Annotated in this window: 20 protein-coding genes; 18 read left to right on the top strand and 2 right to left on the bottom strand. The window is 64.9% G+C overall.

Annotated features, from left to right (window positions below):
• Window positions 1–10: 10 nt before the first annotated feature.
• Both B2527_RS18945 and B2527_RS18940 read right to left on the bottom strand, forming a co-directional pair.
• Complete coding sequence (locus B2527_RS18945; RefSeq protein ID WP_017354990.1) at window positions 11–1,108, bottom strand: UvrD-helicase domain-containing protein; 1,098 nt, start codon at window positions 1,106–1,108, stop codon at window positions 11–13.
• Window positions 1,086–2,666, bottom strand: coding sequence for an ATP-dependent nuclease (locus B2527_RS18940; protein WP_017354989.1), 1,581 nt, complete (start codon window positions 2,664–2,666; stop codon window positions 1,086–1,088). Before B2527_RS18940 ends, B2527_RS18945 begins: the two co-directional genes overlap by 23 nt.
• A 272-nt stretch (window positions 2,667–2,938) precedes the next feature.
• Here B2527_RS18940 and B2527_RS18935 point away from each other — a divergent pair, with 272 nt between their 5' ends.
• From B2527_RS18935 to B2527_RS18850, 18 genes are all read left to right on the top strand, one after another.
• Window positions 2,939–3,979, top strand: coding sequence for a DNA-binding protein (locus B2527_RS18935; RefSeq protein ID WP_017354988.1), 1,041 nt, complete (start codon window positions 2,939–2,941; stop codon window positions 3,977–3,979).
• Between the two features lie 74 nt (window positions 3,980–4,053).
• Complete coding sequence (locus tag B2527_RS18930) at window positions 4,054–4,404, top strand: helix-turn-helix domain-containing protein (RefSeq protein WP_017354987.1); 351 nt, start codon at window positions 4,054–4,056, stop codon at window positions 4,402–4,404.
• 174 nt (window positions 4,405–4,578) lie between these two features.
• Window positions 4,579–4,998: a CopL family metal-binding regulatory protein gene (locus tag B2527_RS18925; protein WP_080354476.1), complete on the top strand. Its 420-nt coding sequence runs from the start codon at window positions 4,579–4,581 to the stop codon at window positions 4,996–4,998.
• Between the two features lie 115 nt (window positions 4,999–5,113).
• Window positions 5,114–6,985 carry a copper resistance system multicopper oxidase gene (locus B2527_RS18920; RefSeq protein ID WP_017354985.1) on the top strand — a complete coding sequence of 624 codons (1,872 nt, stop codon included), beginning with the start codon at window positions 5,114–5,116 and terminating at the stop codon, window positions 6,983–6,985.
• Entirely contained in the window at window positions 6,982–8,259 is a 1,278-nt protein-coding gene (locus B2527_RS18915) for a copper resistance protein B (protein ID WP_017354984.1), read from the top strand. Before B2527_RS18920 ends, B2527_RS18915 begins: the two co-directional genes overlap by 4 nt.
• A 12-nt stretch (window positions 8,260–8,271) precedes the next feature.
• Entirely contained in the window at window positions 8,272–9,042 is a 771-nt protein-coding gene (locus tag B2527_RS18910; protein ID WP_026070603.1) for a c-type cytochrome, read from the top strand.
• A 19-nt stretch (window positions 9,043–9,061) separates the two neighbouring features.
• Window positions 9,062–9,571, top strand: coding sequence for a YybH family protein (locus tag B2527_RS18905; RefSeq protein WP_293717253.1), 510 nt, complete (start codon window positions 9,062–9,064; stop codon window positions 9,569–9,571).
• A 14-nt stretch (window positions 9,572–9,585) separates the two neighbouring features.
• Window positions 9,586–10,110 carry a DUF411 domain-containing protein gene (locus B2527_RS18900; RefSeq protein WP_229301210.1) on the top strand — a complete coding sequence of 175 codons (525 nt, stop codon included), beginning with the start codon at window positions 9,586–9,588 and terminating at the stop codon, window positions 10,108–10,110.
• A 70-nt stretch (window positions 10,111–10,180) separates the two neighbouring features.
• A complete protein-coding gene (locus tag B2527_RS18895) occupies window positions 10,181–10,531 on the top strand; it encodes a four-helix bundle copper-binding protein (RefSeq protein ID WP_026070601.1) in 351 nt (116 codons plus the stop codon).
• A 162-nt stretch (window positions 10,532–10,693) separates the two neighbouring features.
• The gene (gene copC, locus B2527_RS18890; protein WP_017354979.1) at window positions 10,694–11,077 is read left to right on the top strand and encodes a copper homeostasis periplasmic binding protein CopC; all 384 of its coding nucleotides are present in this window, start codon (window positions 10,694–10,696) and stop codon (window positions 11,075–11,077) included.
• 10 nt (window positions 11,078–11,087) lie between these two features.
• Complete coding sequence (gene copD, locus B2527_RS18885) at window positions 11,088–12,017, top strand: copper homeostasis membrane protein CopD (RefSeq protein WP_017354978.1); 930 nt, start codon at window positions 11,088–11,090, stop codon at window positions 12,015–12,017.
• Between the two features lie 61 nt (window positions 12,018–12,078).
• On the top strand, window positions 12,079–14,505 hold the full coding sequence (locus B2527_RS18880) for a heavy metal translocating P-type ATPase (RefSeq protein WP_080354477.1): 2,427 nt from the start codon (window positions 12,079–12,081) through the stop codon (window positions 14,503–14,505).
• A gap of 44 nt (window positions 14,506–14,549) precedes the next feature.
• Window positions 14,550–14,972 (top strand): hypothetical protein, encoded by a 423-nt coding sequence (locus tag B2527_RS18875; protein ID WP_017357200.1) that lies wholly within the window; start codon window positions 14,550–14,552, stop codon window positions 14,970–14,972.
• Between the two features lie 129 nt (window positions 14,973–15,101).
• Entirely contained in the window at window positions 15,102–16,424 is a 1,323-nt protein-coding gene (locus tag B2527_RS18870; protein WP_239503521.1) for a TolC family protein, read from the top strand.
• On the top strand, window positions 16,421–17,833 hold the full coding sequence (locus B2527_RS18865; RefSeq protein ID WP_017357198.1) for an efflux RND transporter periplasmic adaptor subunit: 1,413 nt from the start codon (window positions 16,421–16,423) through the stop codon (window positions 17,831–17,833). Before B2527_RS18870 ends, B2527_RS18865 begins: the two co-directional genes overlap by 4 nt.
• A gap of 1 nt (window position 17,834) precedes the next feature.
• On the top strand, window positions 17,835–20,984 hold the full coding sequence (locus B2527_RS18860) for an efflux RND transporter permease subunit (RefSeq protein ID WP_049404640.1): 3,150 nt from the start codon (window positions 17,835–17,837) through the stop codon (window positions 20,982–20,984).
• A 172-nt stretch (window positions 20,985–21,156) separates the two neighbouring features.
• Complete coding sequence (locus B2527_RS18855) at window positions 21,157–21,669, top strand: MerR family transcriptional regulator (protein ID WP_017357196.1); 513 nt, start codon at window positions 21,157–21,159, stop codon at window positions 21,667–21,669.
• Window positions 21,666–21,980, top strand: coding sequence for a DUF2933 domain-containing protein (locus tag B2527_RS18850; RefSeq protein ID WP_065427866.1), 315 nt, complete (start codon window positions 21,666–21,668; stop codon window positions 21,978–21,980). Before B2527_RS18855 ends, B2527_RS18850 begins: the two co-directional genes overlap by 4 nt.

Raw genomic sequence — 21,980 nt, 5'->3', positions numbered from 1 at the left:
GCCCGTGGCTCTATGCGTCTGCGTTGGCGGGCGCATAGAGCTGATAACCCGGCAACGCGCACGCGCCGGCATACACAAAGGCCACGCTTTGCCGCGCCCGGGTGAAGGCCACGTAGTACTTTGGTGGGGCGGTGATACGCGCTGCATCTGCCGTGCGCAGGTACTGTGTCAGCGGGCCGTTCGGAAAGATGAGGACCCGGCTGTAGGTGCGGCCCTTGCACTGCCCAAAGTTCACGGCCGGTAGTCCGTCGCACGCTTGCCGCCGGTCATGCCGGAGCACGGTGGGCGCAAACTCCTGCATGTACGCTTCAACATCCGCTGGAGCGACGAGGTAGATGCCATCGTGCCCGGTGACCTCGCCATTGCCTGATTGGGTTCGCGGCATCTGCGGATAGAGCGTGTCCGCCATATCGCACAGGGCCTGGACGCAGCGAAGGCTGATGAGGCGGTGATCCAGCTGGCATAAGCCGTCCGCCTCCCAAATCTGAAACAGCGCTGCCAGATTGGGTCCACGATACTGGCTGTGCCTTTGAGCATAGTTGGTGGCATACGTCGCCTGCCGCGTATCACCCACCAACGTGATGGCAATGCCGCTCTTCAACAGCCGCTCGACCAGATCCAGATCAAAGCCGGCGAGGTCCTGAACTTCGTCGATGTAGAGCTCGTCGTACATGGCCGCCAGGCGTGCCATGACCTGACCTTGGGTGAGCTCATCGCAGCGCACAGCGAAATCGGCCGCCCGGTCCGAATACATCCGGTTGCCTGCCAAGTAGTGGCGCGCCACCTGGGTGCGTGGGGCCCTGTTATTGGTGACACCTTCTACGAACAGGATGGTCTCGATGCGAGGCTCAGGGCAAAGCGCTGCCTGGTACGGGCGGATGCACTGGCACAGCAGGAAGCCATACCAGCTGTGCAAAGTGACATGCACGGGGACCGCACCGGCGTGGACCTCAAACGAGCGCCGGATCTCTTCTAGATTCTCCAGCGTGTAGGTGACAATCGCGATGCGACGCCCAGGCCGCTCCAGGGCCTGCCGGACCAGCAAGGTGGTCTTGCCCGAGCCGGCCGCCGAAAGCAGGACCCGGTTAGGTGATGGCGCGCTGGACATAGTCCGGGAACCTGATCGAGTGCGGGCTGTTGAAGATCGCCAGGGCCGTATCGGTCTTATGGCCCTTCATGTACTTGAGCAGCGCCACCTCATCGGCAAACGTCTTGCCCAGCACGGTATTGAGTTCGGCCAGCGAGTTGGCTTTGATCAGCTGCTCTTCCAGCGATGGGGCGCTTTCGTCGGAATCGTAATAGATCGCGTTGATGTGTTCGGCATAGCGCTCCTGCACAACGGCGATATCGCCATCATTGTCGGTGATCACCTTGGCCTGGATTTTCAGCCGATCTGCAATCTGCAAGAAGCGCTTGAATGCCAGCGACTTGACCGAAATGATGTCTACGCCGCGAGCCATCGGCGCCACGCCATGGTGGTCGCTGTAGGCGCGCTGCACGATCAGCTCGTCGGAAGGGCCTTCCACCAGGATCGCCTGCTTGGCCAGGATCAATCGCAGCGTGTCGTGGCCCGGCAGCTTCATGAAATAGTCATGGGTATCGCTCGGCAGCTGGTCCAGCTTCATCTGGCCCTGCGCGCTGAACAGGATCACGTTGTCCACGCCCAGCTTATTCAACACGAAGCTGCTGTGGGTGGCGATGATCACCTGCTGGGCGGTGGAGAGGGCCGCAATCTTGTCGATCAGCTGGGTCATGCTGGAATAGGACAGATGGTTCTCCGGCTCCTCGATCAGCAGCACGTGGGCAGCGCCGGCCGCGTGCATCGCCAGCTTCATCTTCACCGCGCTTTGCTCACCCTTGCCGGCCTGGGTGAACGGGAGCTCATCCAGGTAAGGTGACAAGCTGGTTTCCCATGTTGAGCGCGGCGATGTGTCCACACCCACCGTCAGCGCCCGGTGGCTGATGTCCCCGGTGTGCTCGGTCAGGTACGCATTGATGGCCGCCACGTCCGCCTCTTCGGAAAAACTCTGCCGCATGCGGCGGAAGCTCAACGACAGCGAGACGCGCTGCGCAGGCGTCAGTGCCTGATCGATGATGCCGGCGATATAGCGATCGGCACCGGACAAGGTCTTGATGCCGTGAGTGTCGATGATGGTCGAATCGAACGGAATGCTGCGAGCGGTGACGCCATTGTTGGCGAAGGAATACCAGCGCACCGTGTAGTACTCCACCGGCAGGCTGACCGCACCCTGGTGCTGCTGCAGGTAGGCGTTGAACTCCTCGCGGTAGTCGTCGTTGAGCTCGACCAGCAGCCGGATGCCGGCGGTATCCAAGCGCAGGGAGTTGTTGGTGCCGCGCAACGACGCCAGCGCGACATCTGCGCCCAGATAGGCTTCGATGGAGATCCGTGGCGGCGAAGCCGGCGTGCCTGCAGCAAGGGTCGCCAGATATTCCTGCACCGCGGGCTGGTGGAACAGGTAGGGCGTGAGCTCGTAGGCGAGATTGCGCCCATGCAGTTGCCCGGTGACCACCACGTGGATGGCCTCCAGCAGGGTGGACTTACCGACCTCGTTGTCGCCCACCACCAGGTTCATGTGGGCGTTGAGGGGCAGGTCCAGATGGCGAAACGACTTGAAATTGTCGATGACGATACGTTCGATCGGCATGCACAGTCCTTTGATGGCCAACGAGTTCGGTGGCGGCGCCTGCTTGCACCCCGGCTGGCCTCCTTTCCGCTCTGGGCCATACTACCCAGGGATCGCCAGCCTTGGGCGGTTTCGTACTGTTTTGACGACTTGAAATGGCCGAAACGCTGGTTACGCGGGATAATTCCACATTATCCCGCCTTTAGATACGACCCGTACTCGGCGAGTAGTGTAACTTGATTGGTATGTAATTACGTGGTATGTAATACATTACGAAATAGTCGGAGAGTGCGATGGCACGCGGCGGCTTGTACAAGAGCGACATCCAGAAGGCCCGCGATGCGCTGCGGGCACAGGGCAAACACCCGTCGGTGGACGCGGTGCGGGTGGCGCTGGGCAACACCGGCTCCAAGACAACCATTCACCGCTACCTGAAGGAGCTGGAAGAAGATGAAGGGCAAGGCCTTGGCGCCAAGGTCGCGGTCAGCGACGCGCTACAGGACCTGGTCGGTCGGCTTGCCGGTCGCCTACACGAGGAGGCCGAGGCTGTAATCGCCGAGGCCCGGCAGCGCTTCGAAGCGCACTTGCAGGAGCGTAGCGAGGCGCTGGAACGCACCCAGCAGGAGGCGTCCACGCTGAGCGCGCAGCTTCAGCGCATTGAAACTGCCTTACGCGAAGAAAAGACGACCCACGCCGCAGCCCAGCAGGCCTTGGCCGAACGGGTCACCGAGGTCGCGCAGCTCGGCGAACGGATCGCGGGACTGACCGCGCGGCTGGCGGAGCACGAGGCGCATGCCCAGTCGCTGGAGCAGAAGCACCAGCATGCTCGCGAGGCGTTGGAGCACTACCGCACCTCGGTCAAGGACCAACGCGAACAGGAACAGCGCCGCCACGAGCACCAGGTGCAGGAACTGCAGGTCGCGCTGCGCCAGGCCAACGAGGCGCTGACCGCCAAGAACCACGAACTGGTTCAGCTCAACCGCGACAACGGGCAGTGGCTGGAACGCCACAGCCGCCTAGAGAGGGAACTGGCGCAGGTGCGGCAAGCTGCGGACGACCAGCGGAAGGAGCTGGACGCGCTGCGGCTTACGGCTGCGGAGTACCAGGCCTTGCTGGCACGCTGGACCCAGGACGCCCAAGCGTTGGAGAGCGCACGGGTCAAGCTGGCCAATGCTCACGCCGACTTGGCCAAGGAGCGAGAACGGCGTGAACAAGCCGAGGCCGAAGCGTTGCGTGCCGGTGTGCGCCAGGACACCTTGGAGCAGTTGCTGGCGCAGTTGCGGCCCGATCGCGCCGACAGTTCAGGTACCAACAAAAATCCGGCAACCAAATGATTTCACGGAAGAAAAAAAAATTCTGGGGGGCATTTTTGCACGTATCTCGGCTTAACCCCACATCCGCCATCCTTATGGGGTTTCCATGGGGGGTGCGCGTGACTTTGTCCGTCGACTCAACACCGACCTTCGCTCGACGCCTCCAACAAGCCCGCCTGCACACGGGTTTGTCGCAGAAGGAGTTGGGCATCCGGGCCGGTCTGGATCCTTACGTGGCCAGCCCCCGAGTCAACCAGTACGAACGTGGCAAGCACGAGCCCAAGCTGGAGACTGCTAAGCGGTTGGCCCAAGCGTTGGGGATCCCCGCCGCCTTCCTTTACACCGACGATGATCTGCTGGCCAAGTTGCTCCTGCGCTGGGGCTCGCTAAGCAAGCAGCAGAAGCGGGAGTTGGTGAAGCTGATCGAGGCCACACCCGAGAAGTAAACCGAACAAGCGCTAGCCCTATGGGCAACCCTTCGCCTCAACCCGCCCATTGGGCGCTCCTGGAGGGAGCTGCAGTGGCCGTGACTAGTGCGACTGACAAGTGGCGGCATCTCAGGCCTACTTGAGATTTTGTTCACGACCGATACACACGCGCCTTGTCTAAAGTGATTTACAATGTCGCCCGTGTCAGCCTCCTCACTTCTACTGCGACTGCTCCTGATCGTCATGCTCGTGCTTAACGGCGCGTGGTCGGCATTTGCGTCGATCAGTATGAACCCGGCCATGGAAGCGCAGGCCAGCGAAGTGGCTGCCGCGGTGCAAGGCGACGAAGACTGCGTCGCCCATCACAGTGCTGAGAATCATCCCGATGCCACCTCGATTGAAAGGGCTGGCACTGGGCATGGCGACCATGCCGGTCCCGACTGCTGCAAGTCTTCTGCGTGCCGGTGCGCCTGCGTACACGCGTGCGCGAGCGCACTTCCGGCGCGCCTGCATGTTTCGGTGCAACTGGCCTTGGGCCTGGATGTCATGCCGCTGCCCCTAGGGCATGCGGCACCTGCCTTGCCTCATCTGATCCGACCACCGATCGGCTAAGCGTCCCTAAGCGCCGCAATGGCGCCGTTGGTGTGGCTTGCATGCCTATTTATAGGCCAGCCGCCCGCTCTGTACCACCGCCCGCCGGTGGCAACACGACGCTTGGAGCATTTTCATGTCGCATGATGATTTTCGTGGTCCACACGGTGGACCGCCGCTGCTACCTTCGCGGCGGCGATTTGTCCAGGGCTTGGCCTTGGGAGGCGCAGTCGCAGGATTAGGTTTCTGGCCCAAAGCCAGTTGGGCGCTCAAGGGCCCGGGACAACCCAACGTACTATCGGGCACCGAGTTTGACCTAACCATCGGCGAGACGCCGATGAACTTCACCGGCAAGACCCGCACCGCGATCACCGTCAATGGGTCCGTTCCGGCGCCGTTGCTGCGTTGGCGGGAAGGCACCACGGTCAACCTGCGTGTCTCCAATGCATTGCCCGCTAACTCCCTCCATGGCGCGGACACCTCCATCCATTGGCACGGCATCATTTTGCCGGCCAACATGGACGGCGTGCCGGGCCTGAGCTTTGACGGTATCGGACGTGGTGAGACCTACCACTACCGGTTCACCCTGCATCAGGGCGGCACCTACTGGTACCACAGCCACTCGGGGTTCCAGGAACAAGCCGGGCTCTATGGCCCGATCATCATCGACCCATTGGAGCCGGAGCCCTTCAGCTTCGATCGCGACTACGTCGTGATGCTGAGCGATTGGACAGACCTGGACCCGACGGCCCTGTTCGATCGTTTGAAGAAGATGCCGGGCCATGACAATTACTACAAGCGCACGGTCGGCGATTTTGCGCGCGATGTGAAGCGCAACGGCCTGTCGGCCACGTTGGAAGATCGCAAGATGTGGGGCGTGATGCGGATGACGCCCACGGATCTGTCCGACGTCAACGCCAACACCTACACCTACCTGATGAACGGCACGACCTCGCTGGGCAACTGGACCGGTTTGTTCCGCAGTGGCGAGAAGGTGCGCCTGCGTTTCATCAATGGCTCTGCCATGACGTACTTCGATGTGCGTATTCCGGGGCTAAAGATGACCGTGGTGGCAGCAGATGGCTTGTATGTCCATCCGGTTTCCGTCGACGAGTTCCGCATCGCGGTAGCAGAAACCTTCGATGTGATCGTGGAGCCCTCCGGGCAGGACGCATTCACCATCTTTGCCCAAGACTCCGGTCGCACCGGCTACGTCAGCGGCACGCTCGCCGTGCGCGAAGGATTACGCGCGCCCGTTCCGTCTGTGGATCCCCGGCCGCTGCTGACGATGGCAGACATGGGCATGGATCATGGATCGATGGATATGTCTGGCGGCAGCAAGGGCATGGAAGGCGGCTGTGGTGCGGCCATGGGCATGCCTGGCATGACCCCACCTGCCAGCGGTAACGCGACCTCGGCCCATGCAGGCCATGCGATGCCCGCCGCCGGCGATGGTGCCATGGCAGGCATGCAGCACGGGGGCATGCAATCACACCCTGCCAGCGAGACCAACAATCCCCTGTTGGACAACCAGGCCATGAGCGTGAGTTCGCGCTTGGATGATCCGGGTAATGGCCTGCGCGATAACGGCCGTCATGTACTGACGTATTCCATGCTCAAGAGCACCTTTGAAGACCCTGACGGACGCGACCCCGGTCGCGAGATCGAGCTGCATCTGACCGGACATATGGAGAAATTCTCCTGGGGCTTCAACGGTCAGAAGTTCTCCGATGTCAAGCCGCTGCGGCTGAACTACGGCGAGCGTATGCGCATCGTATTGGTTAACGACACGATGATGACCCATCCCATCCATTTGCACGGCATGTGGAGTGACGTGGAGGACGACAACGGCAACTTCATGGTGCGCAAGCACACGGTGGATATGCCGCCGGGTAGCCGACGCACGTATCGCGTGCGTGCCGATGCGTTGGGCAGCTGGGCGTTCCATTGCCACCTGCTTTATCACATGGAAGCCGGAATGATGCGCACGGTGAGGGTCGACGAATGAACATCAATAGACGCGATACCACCCTGACTGCGCTGACGCTGGCTATCTCGCTGGCCCTGGCCAATGCGGCCAGCGCCCAATCCATGCAGCACGGCTCCATGCCGATGGAGCAGGGCGCGCAGACCCAGACTCAGGATCACTCTGCACAACAGGCGCCGACATCAAAACCTGCGCCAGCCCAAAAGCCTGCAACACCGGCCAAGCCGAGCGAAGCGACGATCGATCATGCGACGATGGGCCACGCCGCGCCGCAGGCTAAAGCAGCCGAGCCTGCCATGCAGGGCATGGACCATTCGCAAATGGGGCACGTCTCGCCCGCGAGCACACCTGCGGCGCCCACAGCACAGGCGCAGTCGATGCAGGGCATGGATCACAGTCAGATGGCACAGCCCGCTGCAGCCGACACCTCTAGTACGGCCACGCCTGCGATGCAGGGGATGGACCATTCCAAGATGGGGCACGGCGCGCCTCCGAGCACGCCCGCAACGCCCAAAGCGCAGACACAGTCGATGCAGGGCATGGACCACAGTCAGATGGGACACGGGCCTGCAGTGCCAACGCAGCCGCGCACCCCGATACCCGCGGTGACGGACGCGGATCGCAAGGCGGCCATCGCGCCGGAACACGCGCATCCGGTGCATGACAACTCGATCAAGAGCTACGTGCTGCTCAATCGCCTGGAAGCCTGGGATGCCGATCCGGGCACCGGGCTGGGCTGGGAGGGCCAGGCTTGGATCGGTACGGACCTCAATCGCGTCTGGCTCCGCAGTGAAGGCGAACGCACGGATGGTCAGACCGAGTCGGCTGATCTGGAAGTGCTCTACGGCCGCAGTATCTCCACGTGGTGGGATGTGGTGGCCGGTGTGCGTCATGACTTCAAGCCTGGGGCATCTCAAAACTTCGCCGCTATCGGTGTACAGGGCTTGGCGCCGATGAAGTTCGAAGTGTCCGCCACAGCCTATCTCGGCGAAGGGGGCCAGACTGCCGCCAATGTCGAGGCCGAGTACGAATTGCTGCTAACCAACCGGCTGATCTTGCAGCCGCTGGTGGAAGTCACCGCCTATGGCAAGAACGATCCATTGCGCGGGATAGGTTCGGGTCTGAGTACCGCTGAGGCGGGGCTACGACTTCGTTATGAGTTCACCCGAAAGTTCGCTCCCTACATCGGCGTGGTGTACGAGCGCGCGTTTGGCAATACCGCAGACATGCGACGCGAGCATGGCGAGTCCTTTGAAGACACGCGCTTGGTCATCGGCCTTCGTACCTGGTTCTAAGGGGAACTGACAATGAAATCCAACAAAAGGATGTGGGTATGGCTCGGTGCCGGCGTGGGATTGGTTGCGGTCGCGGCAACTGCCACGGTCTCTCTGGGCGTGTACAACGTGGCCGCCGACGATCCGCATAGTCGCCCGGTGTATGCGCTACTTGAAACGGCGCGCGAGCGTTCCATTGAGGTGCGCGCCGCCAAGCTTCAGGTGCCCACGAACCTGGATGATCCTGAGCGTATCCGCCAGGGTGCGGGCAACTACAACGCCATGTGCGTGACCTGCCATCTTTCGCCAGAGGCGGCGGCCACCGAGATGAGCAAGGGCCTGTACCCCGCGCCACCGAACCTAAGCAAACAGTCGGTCGCTCCAGCTGAGGCGTTCTGGGTGATCAAGCACGGCATCAAGGCCAGCGGCATGCCCGCGTGGGGCGGCAGCATGGACGATGAGTTCATCTGGAACATGTCGGCCTTCCTGCAGAAGCTGCCCACGCTGGACAAGGCCGGTTACCAGGCGTTGGTGGCCAGCAGTGATGGTCATTCGCATGGCGGCGGCGAGACGCAAGGCCACCATGACGACGAAAAGGCCGAGGATCACCCTGCCCTATTCGAGCCGGGCAACAACTCCATGCCGCATGCGCACCCGCCGGGCGTGGACGACGATCACCACGGCCCGACACCCAGCGACACGGAAGTCGGGTTGGTGAGCCACGGCCATCCCGACGGCAAGGTGGAGTCGCACCCTGCACCACACACGCCCGTGGCCGATGACGGCCATGCGCACACCCATTGATCTCCTTGGAGCCCACGCAATGAACGCAACAGCAATCTCGTTCACCCTCGCACTGGCACTGGCCGTCGTGTCCCCCGCAATGGCGCAGGCGACACAGCCGCACGCACATCACCCCGCTGCCGCGGCATCTGCGGACGTCGACGTCCCAGTCACTGCAGAGGCCGCGGTCGCCGTAGCGGAGCGTTTCAACAGGGCCCTGTCTAGCGGCGATCTGGCCATGGTCGAAGCCCTGCTCGCTGCCGACGTCCTCATCCTCGAGTCCGGGGGTGCCGAGCGCAGCCGCGAGGAATATCTGGGTCATCACGCAGTCAGCGATGCGGCATTCCTCAAGGGCGCCCATCGCCAGCTGCTCCGTCAGCGTGCACGCACCGCTGGTGAGTTCGCATGGGTCGGAACCGAAAGCGAGCTGCACGCCCAGAAAGACGGTAAGCCACTGACCGTCCAGAGCACCGAGACCATGGTGCTGAAGCAGACCACCGACGGTTGGCGGATCGCCCACATCCACTGGTCTTCGCGGACCAAGCGCTAAGCGGAGAACCAGAAATGAAAACCTGCAGATTGAACCGACTGGCGTGGGCGGCTTTTGCGGTCGCCGGCCTGGGTGCCTGCACCCAAGCGGCTACACCCGCGCAATCCACCATCGCGCCCACTGCACAGGTCGTCCCGGAAACAGCCGACGCGACTCCAGCCGCCCTGCCACGCATGACCGTCCACAAGACCCCGACCTGCGGGTGCTGCGGTAGCTGGATCGACCACGTGAAGAAGGCGGGGTTCACCGTGGATGTGCATGACATGGATGACCTGGGTCCGGTCAAGGAGCGCCTGGGTGTCCCCTATGCAAAGGGCTCCTGCCACACGGCCGAGGTCGACGGATACGTCATCGAAGGCCATGTCCCGGCCGAGGACATCAAGCGCCTCCTCGAAGAAAAGCCGGACGCACGCGGCCTGGTCCTGCCCGGAATGCCGCTCGGTTCGCCGGGCATGGAGGTCCCGGAAGGACGCCAGCAGCCGTATACGGTCGAGCTGGTCCATCACGACGGAACCACCGAACCCTTCGCACAGCATTGATCCGCAAGAGCAACAGGGGGCGGTGTTGCGGGCGCGCCGATTCTCGTCCGCGATGAAGCAGGAGATCCACATGACTCACCATTCCGAAGACCACCGGTCTCAGGCCATGAACGAGTGCATCGACAACTGCACGCAATGCCACGCGATTTGCCTTGAGACCATCAACTATTGCCTGAGCAAAGGAGGTGCCCACGCAGCCCCGGAGCACATCGCCCTGCTGGCGACGTGTGCCGATATCTGCGCCACCAGCGCCGACGCCATGTTGCGTGGCGCCAGCGCTCACTCGGTGGTTTGCAGTGCCTGCGCGGAGATCTGCCGCCAGTGCGCCGAAGCATGCGACGCCATGAACGACCCGGAGATGGCGCGCTGCGCCGAAGTTTGTCGCCGTTGCGCGGAAAGCTGCAGCGCCATGGCGGCTTGACGCGTCGAGGATCCCGCCTGAGCGGCGGGATCCTCATCTCAAATATCAAAAGCCGACCAACCGTGGTTTCGGTGACAGCCCGACACCTAACGCTTGTCGGATCCAACACAGCACGGCGCCGAACGGGGCTTTGCATCACATTCGCAATGAGGATTTATCCCTATGAAATCATCAAACGTCCTTCGCTCCTTCGCGCTCGTCCTCGCGATTGCGGCTGGGCAGTTCTCCCTGCAGATCGCGCACGCCCACGCCGCGCTGCAGCAGTCCACACCGGCGGCAAATGCGGTGGTGGCTTCGCCGGGCCAGATCGATCTCGTGTTCAACGAAACATTGATTCCGCGGGCGTCGCGTCTCAAGTTGCTCATGAAGCACGGCAGTTCCACCATGCCGATCGAGAATTTCACGACCGAGATCGTCAACAACGGTAAGACCCTGCGTGCCAAGTTGCCCCAGCCGCTGACTCCGGGCGTCTATACCGTGGAATACCGCGCCGTCGGTGGTGACAACCACCCCATGCCGGGCAGCTTCAGCTTCACGGTGCGCTGAGGAGTCGCGAATGTTCGACCTGTCGGCTTATGCACTGAGATTCCTGGAATACCTTGTCATCATGGTTCTTTTCGGGGTTCCACTCTTCGGTTGGTACGGGTCGCGTCGATCGGCACTCGCCGACGCCTTGGCCGGGTGGTCACTCATGGGCGTTCTATTGGCGGGTGCCGTAGCCGGTCTCGTGCTCACCGGGCTCGATGTCGTCTTCAAGACCGCGGGCATCATGGGAATGCCGCTTGCCGAGGTTGATCGCGCATCGCTTGGCTGGTATCTGCTCGAGACGTCCGCGGGCCGGGCAGCCATGGCGAGAGGCGCGCTGCTGGTCGCCCTGATGTTCGTGCTCGGATGGCATCGTCGCCGCGGGAAGGTGGAGACCGCCTTCCCGCTGGGGGCGATGCTGGCGGGCGGCGCACTCGCTTCGCTGGCATGGAACGGCCACGCCGCCGCTGGCGAGGGCTTGGCAGGCGCGGTCCGGCTTGCTGCAGGCATCGTCCATCTTCTCGCGGCAGGCGGCTGGATCGCAGCGGTCCTGATGTTCCTTGCCATGCTGCTGCGCGGCAAAGAGACGAACGGCAGCGGGCGTCTGCGATCAACGCATGACTTTCTGCATGGTTTTTCGACGCTGGGAACGATCTTCGTTGGTGCGCTCATCGTGTCCGGCATCGCGCACTACGGGGATCTCACCGCGTGGTCGTTTTCGGCCCTGTTCCAGAGCACCTACGGGAAGTTGCTGCTGTTCAAACTGGCCCTGTTCGCTGGAATGCTGGGTTTGGGAGCGCTGCACCGATGGACGCTGGTGCCGCGCTTGGAACGAGCGCTGACCAGCGGAGATCCCGCGCAGGAGGTGCGGGCTTTGCGGCAGAGTGTTACGGCTGAGGCCGCGCTGGCCATCTTGATCCTGATTGTTGTTTCAGTGCTCGGGACGCTCAGCCCCGAATAGCTGTGTAACCCGCAATGGCACACTGCCTTGGCAGTCCATCCCCACTAAAGCGAGCATCGGCATGAACTCACCGTCGTCCCATGACCATCACCATTCTGCAGGCGCAGCCCCTGTCGAGGCTGCGGATGGACGGGTCACCGATCCGGTCTGTGGCATGCAGGTCGATCCCGCCACGACGCAGCATCATGCGACCCACGCCGACACACCTTTCCACTTCTGCTCGGAGCGATGCCGCGCGAAGTTCGTGGCCGATCCGGAGCGCTATCTGACGCCCCAGGACGAACCCGAGGTGGCACAGCCCGGCGCCATCTACACCTGCCCGATGCACCCGGAAGTCCGGCAACAAGGTCCAGGCAACTGTCCCTTCTGCGGCATGGCGCTGGAGCCGGAAATGCCGAGCCTGGAGGACGATGACAATCCGGAACTTCGCGACTTCTCGCGCCGGTTCTGGTGGACGCTTCCGCTGACTGTGGTGACGCTCGTGCTGGCCATGTTCGGCCAGTACCTCCCGCGTGTCGTGCTGGGCGACGTGCAGATCCTGCCGTTGTCGATCGACGTGCAGACCTGGGTCGAGCTGGTCTTGACCACACCAGTCGTGCTGTGGGCCGGCTGGCCGTTCTTCGAGCGCTGCGTGCAGTCGATCCGCAACCGCAGCCCGAACATGTTCACCCTCATCGGGATTGGCGTTGCGGCCGCCTTTGGCTACAGCCTGGTCGCCACGCTGGCACCCGGCTTGTTCCCACCGTCGTTTACCGAACATGGGCGCGTCGGGGTGTACTACGAGGCGGCGGCGGTGATCGTTTCGCTGACCCTGCTCGGCCAGATGCTGGAACTGCGGGCGCGCTCGAAAACGTCCGCGGCGATCAAGGGCCTGCTTGGCCTGGCGCCGAAGGAAGCCCGGCGGGTCAACGCCGACGGCACCGAGGAAGACATCCCGCTGACCCACGTCCACGTCGGCGACCACCTGCGCGTGCGTCCCGGCGAGAAGGTGCCGGTGGATGGCGAAGTGGTGGAAGGCCGCTCCAGCGTCGACGAGTCGATGCTCACGGGTGAACCGATTCCGGTCGAGAAGACCGCAGGCGACCAGGTCATCGGCGCGACCCAGAACGGCACCGGCGCGCTGGTGATCCGCGCCGCCAAGGTGGGCTCCGACACCGTGCTGTCGCAGATCGTGCAGCTGGTCGCGCAGGCGCAGCGCTCCCGCGCGCCGATGCAGCGGATGGCCGATATCGCGGCCTACTGGTTCGTGCTCGCGGTGCTGGCGATCGCGGTGGCCACCTTCTTTATCTGGGGCTCCTTCGGTCCGGAGCCGGCCTGGACCTTTGCGGTGCTCAACGCGGTCTCGGTACTGATCATCGCCTGCCCCTGCGCGCTGGGCCTGGCGACGCCGATGTCGATCATGGTCGCCACGGGCAAGGCGGCGCAGGTGGGCGTGCTGTTCCGCGACGCCGAGGCCATCGAGCACATGCGCCGCATCGACACCCTGATCGTCGACAAGACCGGCACCCTCACCGAGGGGCGCCCCGCCTTCAAGGAAGTCGTGGCCTTCGAGGGCTTCGACGCCGACCGGGTCTTGCACCTGGCCGCCAGCCTGGACCAGGGCAGCGAGCACCCGCTGGCCGACGCCATCGTCGCCGAGGCTCGACGCCGGAACTTCGAGTTCGACCGCGTGGAGGACTTCGACTCGGTGACCGGCATGGGTGTGCGCGGGTCCGTGGCCGGCCATGCGCTTGCGCTGGGCAATACCGCGCTCATGGACGACCTGGGCGCCAATCCCGCTGCGCACGTCGACGTGGCCGAGCGGATGCGCCGCGAGGGCGCGAGCGCCATGTTCCTGGCCGTGGACGGGCGCCTGGCGGGGCTGGTCGCGGTTGCCGACCCGATCAAGGCGTCGGCCGCGGCGGCCATCAACGAGCTCCACGCCGCCGGGCTGCGCATCATCATGGCCACCGGCGACGGGCTCACCACCGCACGGGCCGTGGCCACCGAGCTGGGCCTGGACGAGGTGCATGGCGAAGTCCGCCCCGAGGACAAGGCCGAGCTGGTGCAGCGCCTCAAGCGCGAAGGCCGGCGGGTGGCGATGGCGGGCGACGGCATCAACGACGCCCCGGCGCTCGCCGCGGCCGACGTCGGCATCGCCATGGGCACGGGCACCGACGTCGCGATGTCCAGTGCCCAGATCACCCTGGTCAAGGGCGACCTGCGGGGCATCCTGCGCGCCCGGAAGATCTCCCAGGCCACCGTGGCCAACATGAAGCAGAACCTCACCTTCGCGTTCCTCTACAACGCGCTGGGGGTGCCGGTCGCGGCCGGGGTGCTCTACCCCGCATTCGGGATCTTGCTGAGCCCGATGGTCGCGGCGCTTGCGATGAGCTTGAGCTCGGTGTCGGTGGTGGCCAACGCCCTTCGCCTTGCCAAGTCGGCCGCCGTACCGTCCTCGCCGACCACATCTGTGCCGCGCCAGCCCCTGGGCCTGGCCAAGGATTGACTTGGATCAATTGCATCGGTTCCAGTAAGAGGTAAGCTCACGCCATGGTCCACATCCGCCATCGGAACTTGTTCCAGCGCACCGCCCTCCTCGCGATGGTGGCCCTGCTCTGGTCCCAGTTCGCGCTCGCAGGCCATGGCGATTGCCTGGATCTCCCAGTCACGCCGGCGGCGTTTGTCGCTGCCGCCACCGACACCCGACACGACCATGGCCACGGCTGCGATGCCGAGCTCCCCTCAGCGAGCAAGGCAGTGTGCGACGCGCACTGCACCGAGGGTGACATCTCGGCGGACAGTGGGCGCATCCCTTCGATTCCGCCGCTGCTGGCCGAAGCCTGGTTCTCCTGGCTTGCGATCGCCGCGATTGCGGATGCTGCGCCAGGTGTCACGGCTACATGGGTGGATTCGCCGCCCAGACCCGCCTGGCACCGACCTACCGCCCATCCAGCGGCACTCCTGCTGATCTGATGCCTGGACGCTGACTGCTCCGCACGTCTGTGCGGCGCAGTCCTGTGCGTTCGCGCCGTGGCTGCGTCACGGCATGTGTTCCTGCCCTCGTCCGAGCGACCTGCGTCGCGTCGGCCCAAGGACACTGATATGGCATCCCCGTTCGACCGACTGCCGGCCAGGCGCCTGCACCCTCGCCCTCTGTCCCGCCGTCTGCCACCGCTCCGGCACCTTCTTGCCGGCGTGCTTGCCGGCGCCTTGTGGGCCCTGGCGCTGCCGGTGACCGCCACCGAACCCGTCCCGGGGCACAGCCTCGAGTCGATCCGCGCCTGGGTTCTGGAACACAACCCGGAATTGCGGGCCATGGACTTCGAGGCCCAGGCCGCCGAAGCACGGATCCAGCCAGCGGGCGCCCTACCCGACCCGACGGCTTCCCTTGGATTCCGCGGCCTCGATCCGGACAAGCCCTGGCGCTCCGCCGGTGCCGAGCGCGAGGTCAACTACGCGCTGCGCCAGCGCCTCCCGCTTTGGGGCAAGCGCGCCCTGGCGCGGACCGCGGCCAGCCAGGACGCGGTCGCGGTCGGACTCGATCGCCTCACCACTGCGCGCGACTTGCTGGCCGACGCCGAGGCGGCCTACGCACGCTACTGGCATGCCGACCAGGCCGTGGCCGTGCTTGATCGCCGCATCGCCCTGCTCCGCCAGGTGGAAGAGATGGCCGGCGTGCGCTACGCCCTGGGTCGCGCGGCGCAGCAGGATGCCATCCGCGCCCAGGTCGAGCAGACCAGCCTCCAGCGCGAGCGGATCGAACGCCTCGCGACCAAGCAGGAGGCGGCCGCCACCTTGAACGCGGTGCTGGGGCGCCGGTCCGATGCACCGCTGGCGACTCCCGACGAGGCGCCGCGCCTCGCCGTCCACAGCGCCTCGCTTGCCGAGGCACTGGATGACGCCGATGCGCATCCCGCGGTGCGCTCGCAGCAGGCTCGCGCCGAGGCGGCGCGCACGAACGTGGTACTGCAGCGTCGCAACCGCTTTCCCGACATCACCCTGGGCGTGGGTGCGATGCAGTTCGGCAACGGCATCGAGAGCACCGAGCTGATGTTCGAGGTCGAGATCCCGTTCCAGCAGCGTGCCCGCCGCGAGCGCGAGCGCGAATCGCGCCTGCTCGAAGACGCAGCGCTTGCCCGCAGGGACGCCACGCTGCGGGCCGTCGAGGAACGCGGCGCTTCCGCCTGGTCGCAGTGGACCAACGCGCGCGAGCGTCGCGGACTGATCGAGAACACGCTGCTGCCGCAGGCCGACGCCACCTGGCAGTCCGCCCTGGCCAGCTACCAGGTCGGTGAAGTCGACTTCGGGACGCTGCTGGAAGCACTCAATGAATGGCAGGGCGCCGACCTCGCACGGGTCGATGCACTGCGTGACGAACTGTTGGGCGCCGCCGCCGTGCGCGCCATCGAAGGAGAGATCCGATGACCCGTGTCCAGACCCTGTCGCTCGCCATCGGCGTTGCACTCGCCGCCCTCGCCGTCGGCTGGATTGCCGGCCGCGCCACGAACGACTCCCCGACCGCGGGCACGTCGATCGACGGCCCGGCCGCAGAACGCAAGGTGCTCTATTACCGCAATCCCATGGGCTTGGCGGACACGTCGCCGGTGCCGAAGAAGGATTCGATGGGTATGGACTACGTCCCGGTCTATGCCGACGACGCACCGCCGGCGGCACCGGGCACGGTGGTGCTGCCGCCGGACAAGGTGCAGGCGCTGGGCGTGCGCACCGAAGCGGTCAAGCGCGGAGCCCTGTCCGCTACCGTGCGCACCAGCGGCACGGTCGAGGTCGACGAGACCCGGCAGTACGCGATCGCCCCGCGCTTCGAAGGCTGGGTGGAGCGGCTGTACGCGAACCAGACCGGCATGCGGGTCAGCGCCGGGCAGCCGCTGCTCTCCGTCTACAGCCCGCAGCTGGCCGCGGCGCAGCAGGAATACCGGCTGGCCGACGAGACCGCCCGCAGGCTGGCCGGGTCCGATCCCGCGAGCGCGGCGTCGATGGTCCGCCTGCGCGATGCCGCCCGCACCCGCCTGCGCAACTGGGAAATCAGTGACGCGCAGATGGGCAAGACGGGCCTGGTGCTCACCGCGCCCGCGGACGCGGTCGTGATCGAGAAGCCGGTGGTCCAGGGCGCGCGTTTCGAGCCCGGCGAAACCATCCTGCGCCTGGCGGACCTGTCGAAGGTGTGGGTGATCGCCAAGGTGCCGGCGGCGCAGGCCGCGGGTATCCAGCCCGGCCAAACGGCCCGCTTTGAAACCGTGGCCCTGCCGGGCCAGGTGGCCGAGGGCGAGGTCACCTTCGTGCAGCCCGTCATCGATGCGATGACGCGCACCGTGGATGTGCGCATCGCCCTGCCCAACCCCGCTGGCGACCTGCGGCCCGGGCTGTATGGGACGGTGGTGCTGGAGGAGCCGGGGGCTGGACCGGTCCTGACCGTTCCGCGCTCGGCCGTGCTCGACAGCGGCACGCGCCAGGTGGTGCTGGTCGAGACCGGCCCTGGCCGCTTCGCACCGCGCGATGTCAGCCTGGGGCGGCGCGGCGGCGATCGCATCGAGATCCTCGACGGCCTGACCGAGGGCGAGCAGGTCGTGGTCTCCGCCAACTTCCTGATCGACGCCGAAAGCAACCTGCAGTCGGCACTCCAGGGTCTTGAGGGTCACACAGGACACGGCGCGCCTTCGGGCACCGCTGAGGATCCACACGCCGGGCACGGCGAGGACGCCGCCGACCCGCACGCAGGTCATGGTGACGAGGCCTCTGATCCGCACGCCGGTCATTCCATGCCGGCTACCCCGGAAGAGACTCCGCCCGCCCCCACCGGCCACGAGGGGCACTGACATGCTTGGCCGTCTCGTTGAATGGTCGGTGCGCAACGTCTTCCTGGTGCTGCTGATGGCGCTGGCGATTGTCGCCGGTGGCATCTACGCACTGATGAACACGCCGCTGGACGCACAACCGGATCTGTCGGACGTGCAGGTGATCGTGTTCACGGAGTACCCGGGGCAGGCGCCCCAGGTGGTCGAGGACCAGGTCACCTATCCGCTGACCAGCGCCCTGCTCGCGACGCCGAAGTCGAAGGACGTCCGCGGCTTCTCGTTCTTCGGCGCCTCCTTCATCTACGTCATCTTCGAAGAAGGCACGGACCTGTACTGGGCGCGCTCGCGCGTGCTCGAGAACCTCAACGTCGCGTCGAAAAACCTGCCGGCTGGCGTGGCACCGGCACTGGGACCCGACGCGTCCGGCGTGGGCTGGGTCTACCAGTACGTGCTGCAGAGCGACCGCCACTCGCTGGACGAGCTGCGCGCGATGCAGGACTGGTACCTGCGTTACCAGCTCACCACCGCGCCCGGCGTGGCCGAGGTCGCCAGCGTCGGCGGCTTCGTGCGCCAGTACTCGATCACCGTCGATCCGGTCCGGCTGCGCGAGTTCGACATCCCGATTTCACGCGTGTCCGAGGTGATCGCCGAGAGCAACCGCGACGTCGGCGGCCGCGTGATCGAGATGGCCGAGACCGAGTACATGGTGCGGGGCCGCGGCTACCTGCGCGGTATCGAGGATATCGAGAGCCTGGTTCTGCGCGCCGAAGGGGGCGCACCGGTGCTGATCGGCGACGTCGCCCGGGTCGAACTGGTACCCGATGAGCGCCGTGGCATCGTCGACCTGGACGGCGAAGGCGACGTTGTGGGCGGGATCGTCATTGCGCGCTTCGGCGAAAACGCCCTGGCCGTGATCGGGGGGGTGAAGGACAAGATCGCCCAGCTTGCGAGTGGACTCCCCGAGGGCGTCAGCGTCCAGGCGGTCTACGACCGCTCCGATCTCATCGTGCGCGCGATCAAGACGCTACGCACGACGCTGCTCGAGGAGAGCCTGATCGTCGCACTGGTGTGCCTGGTATTCCTGTTCCATGCGCGCAGCGCGCTGGTCGCGATCGTCATGCTGCCCGTCGGCGTGCTGATCGCGGTGATCGCGATGCGCATGCTGGGCATGAACTCCAACATCATGAGCCTGGGCGGCATCGCGATCTCGATTGGCGTGATGGTCGACGCGGCGATCGTGATGATCGAGAACGCGCACAAGCACATCGAGCGCTCCGACGGCTCCCGCAGCCGGACCCAGCTGATCATCGATGCCTGTCGCGAGGTCGGGCCGGCGCTGTTCTTCAGCCTGATGATCATCACCGTCTCGTTCCTGCCCGTGTTCGCCCTGGAGGCTCAGGAAGGTCGCCTGTTCAAGCCGCTGGCCTTCACCAAGACCTTCGCGATGGCCGGTGGCGCGCTGTTGTCGATCACGCTGGTACCGGTACTCATGCTGCTGTTCGTGCGCGGCAAGATCGTGCCCGAGCACAAGAATCCGGTGAACCGGTTCCTGGTTGCGGCCTATCGGCCGGTGATCAACGTCGTTCTGCGGCATCGCATGGCCACAATCATGTTTGCGTTGGCCGCCCTGTTTGCAAGCCTGTGGCCTGCATCGCGGCTGGGCAGCGAGTTCATGCCAACCCTCAACGAAGGCACGCTGCTGTACATGCCCGCGTCGCTTCCGGGCATGTCGGTGACCAAGGCCTCGGAGCTGCTGCAGCAGCAGGACCGGATCATCAAGGGCTTCCCGGAAGTGGAGTCGGTGTTCGGCAAGGCGGGCCGTGCCCTGACGGCCACCGATCCCGCACCGCTGGAGATGTTCGAGACCGTCATCAACCTCAAGCCCGAGGACGAATGGCGGGACGGCATGACCACCGACAAGCTCATCGCCGAGATGGACGCGGCGCTGAAGTTCCCGGGCGTCGCCAACTCCTGGACGATGCCGATCAAGGCGCGCACCGACATGCTGGCCACCGGCATCCGCACGCCCGTGGGCATCAAACTCTTCGGCACGGACCTTGAGCAACTCGACGCGCTGGCCACCGAGATCGAAGCCGTGGTGCGCGAAGTGCCGGGCACGACCAGCGCGTTCGCCGAACGCCTGACCGGCGCCTACTACCTCGACATCACCCCCGACCTTGGCAGCCTGGCCCAGTACGGCGTCACCCTGGGCGAGGTGCAGAACGTGGTGGCCGCCGCGCTGGGCGGCGAGATCGTCACCACCATCCTCCAGGGCCGCGAACGCTTCAGCGCGATCGTGCGCTATCCCCGCGAACTCCGCGACGATCCGCACCGGATAGGCAGCCAAGTCCTTGTGCCGGTGCCCGGCGGCGCCCAGGTGCCGCTGGGCGAACTGGCGCGGATTGAGGTCAGGAAGGGTGCGCCGAGCATCCGCACCGAGAACGCGATGCTGGCGGCGTACATCTACGTCGACACCCGAGAGAGCGATCTCGGCCGCTACGTGAAGGCTGCGCAGGAAGCGGTCACCGAGCAGGTGCAGTTCCCGCCTGGCTACTACGTGACCTGGAGTGGACAGTACGAATACATGCAACGTGCCGCGGAGAAGATGCGTGTCGTCGTTCCGGTGACGCTGGCGCTGATTTTCCTGCTGCTGTACCTCAACTTCCGCCGTGTCACCGAGTCGCTGATCGTGATGCTGTCGGTGCCCTTCGCACTGGTCGGTGGCATCTGGCTGATGTGGATGCTCGACTACAACACCAGCGTCGCGGTGATCGTGGGCTTCATCGCGCTGGCCGGCGTCGCCGCGGAAACCGGCGTGGTGATGCTGATCTACCTCGACCACGCACTTGAAGCGCGTGCCGCGCAGAGGCAGGCCGAAGGCCGGGCACTGGATTCACGGGACCTGCGCGAGGCCATCATCGAAGGCGCGGTCGACCGCGTGCGCCCGAAGATGATGACCGTGGTCGCGATCATGGCGGGCCTGCTGCCCATCATGTGGAGCAGCGGTACTGGCTCGGAAGTCATGCGCCGAATCGCTGCGCCGATGGTAGGTGGCATGGTGTCTTCGACCATCCTCACCCTGGTCGTGATCCCGGCGCTGTACTCGCTGATCAAGCAGCGGCAGCTGGCCAGGAAGCCGCACCCCTCCTCCGCACTACCCAAGGAGAAGTAGTGATGGGGCCGTTCAACGCAGGCAGGGACCGACGGCTCATGCAACTGTGGCCGCGAACATCCGTCCGTCCACGGCCAATTCGCGCGTTACTGGCTTCGCCCACCGCAAGGCCGGTTGACCTGTGTGCGAGACACAGGTCTAGCCTGATCAACACCTCGCCGGGAGCAAGCCGATGACGACCAAGGAAGAAGTGACGCTGCCGCTGATGACGGTCCGCCAGCTGGCACGGCAGGGCGATGTCACGGTGCATGTGGTGCGCAACTACCTGCGGCGCGGTCTGTTGCAAGCGGCCACGCATACCGAGGGCGGCTACCAGTTGTTCTCCACCTCGGAGCTCCTTCGCCTGCACTTCATTCGCACGGCGCAACACCTTGGCTTCACGCTGGGGGAAATCGAGGAAATCATCCACCACAGCCTGCTGCGACATAGTCCCTGTCCGCTTGTGCGGGACATCATTCGGCGCAGGCTCGACGACACCCGCCAACAACTGGACAGGCTGCTCGCCATGCACGGACGAATGGAGCGTGCCATCCACGCCTGGGCGGAGCTTCCGGACTCCATTCCGACTGGCGATGACGTCTGCGCATTGATCGAATCTGTTGCCGCTGCTGAAGGCGGCGGGTTCGTCAAGTCCACCCCCCGGCGACTTCTTGGACGCCGCCCCACAGAGGAGAATTTGCCATGACAGCCTCCAGTCCTGCCCCCTCAGGCTCCCGACGCTGGGTCTTCTGGATCTTCCTGGCGCTGGCCGTGTTCTATCTCGCCGTCGAGCACCGCGCCCACCTTGGGGGGACGCTTCGCTGGTTGCCCCTGGCCATCCTGCTGCTATGTCCCTTGATGCATGTGTTCATGCACAAGGGGCATGGCGGTCATGGAGGTTCCGGAAGTCATGGGCGCGACGGCAATGCCGACGACACACCCCATGGCCAGCATGAGAGCCGTAGCAAGCGGGCACTGAACGACGAAACGTCCGACACCTCGAACGGAGGGCACTGA

The sequence above is a fragment of the Stenotrophomonas sp. UBA7606 genome (genome assembly GCF_002477705.1).
Lineage (GTDB): Bacteria > Pseudomonadota > Gammaproteobacteria > Xanthomonadales > Xanthomonadaceae > Stenotrophomonas.
The sequence above is the reverse complement of the archived record's forward strand: the minus strand, read 5'-3'. Positions and strand labels throughout refer to the sequence as shown.